The sequence below is a fragment of the Parathalassolituus penaei genome (genome assembly GCF_026626885.1).
GTDB classification, from domain to species: domain Bacteria; phylum Pseudomonadota; class Gammaproteobacteria; order Pseudomonadales; family Oceanobacteraceae; genus Oceanobacter; species Oceanobacter penaei.
In genome coordinates, this window is the sequence record NZ_JAPNOA010000015.1 from 1 (window position 1) to 4560 (window position 4560).

The following is a 4560-nucleotide window of genomic DNA, read 5'->3' on the forward strand; positions in this document are numbered from 1 at the left end:
ACGGTTTTGCTCGGCTTCCGATAAAGGCTCTTCGCGAACGAACCGCTGGGACAAGACATTGCCGTTGAACAGTTGGTGCCAGCGCAAAACTACATCTATTTTGCTCCAGCCGCTGGCCTGATCAGCGTCGACGAAAAGGACAACGTGGTAGTGATTCGACATCACAGCGTATGCGGCGACCTGAATGGCAAAGATCTGCGGCAATGCCAGGATGCGCTCCTCTAACCAGCCGCGTCTGTGTTCATAGCTTTGGCCGGAAACCGACTCAGTGCCGCAAAGAAAGGCCCGACGAACGCAGCGCGAAACGCAGTGGTAGTAGGGGGTAGCTTCAACAGAGACCTGTTGCTTGCGTGGCTTTGGCATGATTGAACTCCATCCGTGAAGTACTTGAAATCGGATTATGGCTTGTGAACTGAAAAATGGAATCGGGTAAAAGTACCAGTTAGAGTGGGTGTCCGGATTGCTCTTGAAGGACATCGAAGAAGCCGGTGGGGATGAAGCCGCAGCACGCCAGGTACTCGCCGCACGATTGCAAGAATGGTACGACGAAGGCGGGCTTTTGTGGGCCATTGTTGAAAGAGCCTTCCCAACGCTCAAGATTGCCGATAAATCGGTCGATACAATCAAGGAAGCACTGGAAGCGCTTGGTGGTAATCCACTTGATAAATTGTATTCCTCGATGGCCGCTGTCAGCCCGACGCTGTCGAATATGGTGGATGCCAAGGTTCAGAGCGCCGTGGCGAAGGGAGAGTTGCCGGAGGGGGCGGGGGTTCCAAGCAGTTTGTCTAGGAATTTGTCTGTAAATTCATTGGATAACCTGTCAGATGCCGCAATCAATCCATCGGTACTTCGCGATAGTTTGTTTCCTTACGTTAGAGGTGGAAACACGAAGGATATATCCGTTGCCGCTGCTTCGATTGAAATTGAAGGTCATACACAGTATTTATTGTCGGTTAGTGGTAGAAATTGGAAAGAGAATGCTCCTGGTACGGTGAAAATAGATGGGGTTGAATATCAGGTAATTCGATATGATAGTGGTGCTGTTTCAAGTGTTGTTAATGGGGCTAATGGTTCAACAAACTATAACCATGCTGAGCAGAAGATAATGAGCTACTTGCAAGAAACCTATTCTGGCCAGCAAGCTAGGGTTTCGGTGGGGGTTCAGAATACATCTGTATCTAATCCTGGGATGTGTTCTGGCTGTGCTATTACCAGTAATAGATTTGCAGAAAACAATCCGCTATTTGATATTAGATTTTTTGAAGGTAGTTTAGGAGTTAATCCATGAGTGGATATTTTTTACAGCAGGTTTTAAGTGGCGGTTCTATTAATGCGGTTGATGTCGTAGGTTATAGTGGTGAAGAGTTAAACAAAATTGCTCGGTTATACGATATTAAACTGCAAGGGCAGCTTGAATTGTTCCTGGCTGAGATGGGAAGAAGCGACGGTGGATTGATTGGAGATTCGATGATACAGCTATACCGCCCGTCATGGAGAGTGAGAGAACATTTGCTTTTTCAATTTAATTTTTTTAATCAAATGCAAGAGGATGGGTTTTATGATTTTTTAAATAGGCCTTTTGTATTCTCTTTGGTTTCCGATACGCAATATTATTTTATTCAAACGCTCTTGGGTGACGTGGTTTATCATTATGACTCAAATGTTGGGGCGGTTAAGGCTACTGAGTGGGATTTGGTGGGGGTTTTAAAGGTGTTGGCTAGTGAGAATCATGGGCAATTGAGGTTTAAGTCTTTTGGTAATTTATTGGAAGTTTAAAAGGCGAGATTTTCTGTGGATGTTTGAACGGGATCAGATTTAGGAATGGACTGCATGGAGGGCAATCCGGAGGAGGGCAATCCGGACACCCACCCAAATCAGTAAAAATAAAATCACAAACAGGACACCCACTCTAACTGACTGTTGGACTGGGCTGAAATCGGACAGCCCCCCCCGAAGCAACACAAACAGGACACCCACTCTAACGGACAGTTGGAGTGGGCTGAAATCAAGGGCTGAAATCGGACAGCCCCCCGATAAACCAGCATCTTCAAAATCAATCAACTGCACGGTCAGGATAGGATCGCTTTATCACCTTGGGTAAAGATTGGGTGGGGATAGATTGACTCGGGAGTCAGCCGGAATGTTCTGTTTTTTAGCCAAGCGCAAGCCTTAGAGGTTGATCTGATTGGTCTCTTGATGTGGATGAATAGAGAGCGCTAGCCAGCCAATAGGCGTTTTGCCTGGCCTACTCCGGTTGGGCGTTTATAACCCAGTTGCTCGCAGGCTTGTCGAACACGGGTTTCATTGCTCACAAAGGTGCTGAAACAGTTTTCAAACTGTTGGGCCATGGTCAGCCATTGCTGGCTGTCCAGCCCAATGCGACTCAGGATTGGTGCGAGCTTGTTATCAATCGCGCCGCGTTTGTTATTTCGAATCATACGCCCGGTTTCGTCGACTAACGCCAGATAGTCACTCAAGAGCATAGGAATGCCATTGGGGGAATCTTGTCGTGGGTTTCCGGTGAAGGGCAGTAATAACGGCGTTTGTGCCGTTACAGGATTGGTTTTCTGGGTTGTTCTGGAATGCTCAATCCGCTGCTTGATGGAAGTGTGTTCGGACGTTTCTGGTGTGTCGGCCATGGCAGCGCGAACCGGGTTCAGGTCAACGTAGGCCATGCAGGTGATCAGGGCAGCTTCATCCAGCAAGGCCTGGGATTTGAAGCGGCCTTCCCAGAATCTGCCCGAACACTCATCTTCGGCATTGGCTTCACGAGCAATTGCTTCATTTAATACCCGCATAAACCAGCTGATATCGCAGAGCCGTGCGCGCCATTCGTCAATCAGGATGTGCAAACGGTTTTGCTCGGCTTCCGATAAAGGCTCTTCGCGAACGAACCGCTGGGACAAGACATTGCCGTTGAACAGTTGGTGCCAGCGCAAAACTACATCTATTTTGCTCCAGCCGCTGGCCTGATCAGAGTCGACGAAAAGGACAACGTGGTAGTGATTCGACATCACAGCGTACGCGGCGACCTGAATGGCAAAGATCTGCGGCAATGCCAGGATGCGCTCCTCTAACCAGCCGCGTCTGTGTTCATAGCTTTGGCCGGAAACCGAATCAGTGCCGCAAAGAAAGGCCCGACGAACGCAGCGCGAAACGCAGTGGTAGTAGGGGGTTGCTTCAACAGAGACCTGTTGCTTGCGTGGCTTTGGCATGATCGAACTCCATCCGTGAAGTATTCGAAATCGGATTATGGCTTGTGAACTGAAAAATGGAATCGGGTAAAAGTACTGGTTAGAGTGGGTGTCCTGATTGCCCTCAAACAGCTTGGTATTGAATTGAGATCGGGAGGAACCAGAACAGGCCCACTTTCTGCGGCACAGGTTCGGCAACTTGGACTAGATGGTATGCAGTCGATGTTATCTGAATCTGCTGGTCGTCCAGTAAACTTTATGATTTATGGCGACGCAGCTGCTGCTGAAGCTAGGTCTCCGAGTATAGGATTCTAATCATGGATTTAAAATCTTACGACATTTATGGTATTGATTGTGAAAGCTTGAGCATTGCTCGGGCTGCCGTTGAAGCATTGCTTGACATAATTATGATTGCGCATGAAAGCGGGTATCGCTGTGGTAGGTACTACCGTTTAAATGATGTGGGTCAAGAGCATATTGTTCTTCAGAATAATTATGATGAGTATGACGATGAGTGGACTGAGGAGAAGTATGTCGATTATCCTTTTCTTCTGTATATAAATGAAACGCTGCGCTCTAGTGAAATAGCCAATTTTCTGCAAGACGATAAGCGGATAGTGTTGTTGAAGCATCAGGAGTTGTAGCAATAATATTCAACAGCAGAAATCGGACAGCCACCAATAAACGTAACCGCTCCATTAACCCCATCTGAATCTCACTCCTCCACTTCCGTAGAGGGTGTTAAGAATTCTGTGTCAGCTGAAAGCAAAAATAGGATAGCCACCAATAAACCAGCGATTGGCAAACAGGCAAATCGTTTGAAACAAATACGGGCTCCTTTGGGAACCCGTTTTTGTGCATGGTCGGATTTTTCAAGGTTTGATCAGAACAGTGTTCTGGTATCGATCAGGAGGAAGATAAGATGGAATTTTTATAACATCTTGTCGCGACGGTCGTTTCTCTGGCGGTTGTTTCGACAACAGGAGCCATAAAAGATACCACTGTTCTTGTGTCTGCCCTCGTGAAATACGAGGATTAGGTCAATATCAAATATCATTAACGTAAGTTCTGGCCACTGCTTCCAGCAAGTCAGGGTTTACAGGATTACAGAGATAACAGAAACCGGACAGCCACCCATAAACCAGCATCTTCAAAATCAATCAACTGCACGGGCAGGATGAGATTGCTTCATCACTCAGGGTAAAGATTGGGTGGGGACAGATTGACTCAGTCTGAGTCAGCCCGCTGTGTCAGCATAGTTGTCCGATGAGTTTTTCACGTTAAAACGAACAGTGGGCGGCCAGGAACTGACCATGGCCCGTTATTCCATTGAACGTCGCGAAGCCGTTCTGAATAAGCTTTTGCC

At 47.4% G+C, this 4560-nt stretch carries 5 protein-coding genes; 3 read left to right on the plus strand and 2 right to left on the minus strand.

The features are described 5' to 3' along the window. A partial coding sequence (locus OUO13_RS03100; protein WP_487362616.1) for a transposase occupies window positions 1-363 on the minus strand: 363 nt, incomplete at its 3' end. A gap of 103 nt (window positions 364-466) precedes the next feature. On the opposite strand from OUO13_RS03100, the gene OUO13_RS03105 reads away from it, so the two are divergent. Next, window positions 467-1288 (plus strand): hypothetical protein, encoded by an 822-nt coding sequence (locus tag OUO13_RS03105; protein ID WP_283172383.1) that lies wholly within the window; start codon window positions 467-469, stop codon window positions 1286-1288. Further along, window positions 1285-1776: a hypothetical protein gene (locus tag OUO13_RS03110; RefSeq protein ID WP_283172384.1), complete on the plus strand. Its 492-nt coding sequence runs from the start codon at window positions 1285-1287 to the stop codon at window positions 1774-1776. Before OUO13_RS03105 ends, OUO13_RS03110 begins: the two co-directional genes overlap by 4 nt. Before the next feature lie 440 nt (window positions 1777-2216). On the opposite strand, the gene OUO13_RS03115 is transcribed toward OUO13_RS03110, so the two are convergent. Next, window positions 2217-3215, minus strand: coding sequence for a transposase (locus OUO13_RS03115; RefSeq protein ID WP_283172385.1), 999 nt, complete (start codon window positions 3213-3215; stop codon window positions 2217-2219). Window positions 3216-3511: 296 nt separating this feature from the next. On the opposite strand from OUO13_RS03115, the gene OUO13_RS03120 reads away from it, so the two are divergent. Continuing rightward, window positions 3512-3838, plus strand: coding sequence for a hypothetical protein (locus tag OUO13_RS03120; protein WP_283172386.1), 327 nt, complete (start codon window positions 3512-3514; stop codon window positions 3836-3838). Window positions 3839-4560 lie beyond the last annotated feature (722 nt).

Bases quoted from the DNA above. Each gene is read 5' to 3' on its own strand.
- OUO13_RS03110 (WP_283172384.1), top strand. From the start codon at position 1,285: ATGAGTGGATATTTTTTACAGCAGGTTTTAAGTGGCGGTTCTATTAAT.
- OUO13_RS03115 (WP_283172385.1), bottom strand. From the start codon at position 3,215: ATGCCAAAGCCACGCAAGCAACAGGTCTCTGTTGAAGCAACCCCCTAC.
- OUO13_RS03120 (WP_283172386.1), top strand. From the start codon at position 3,512: ATGGATTTAAAATCTTACGACATTTATGGTATTGATTGTGAAAGCTTG.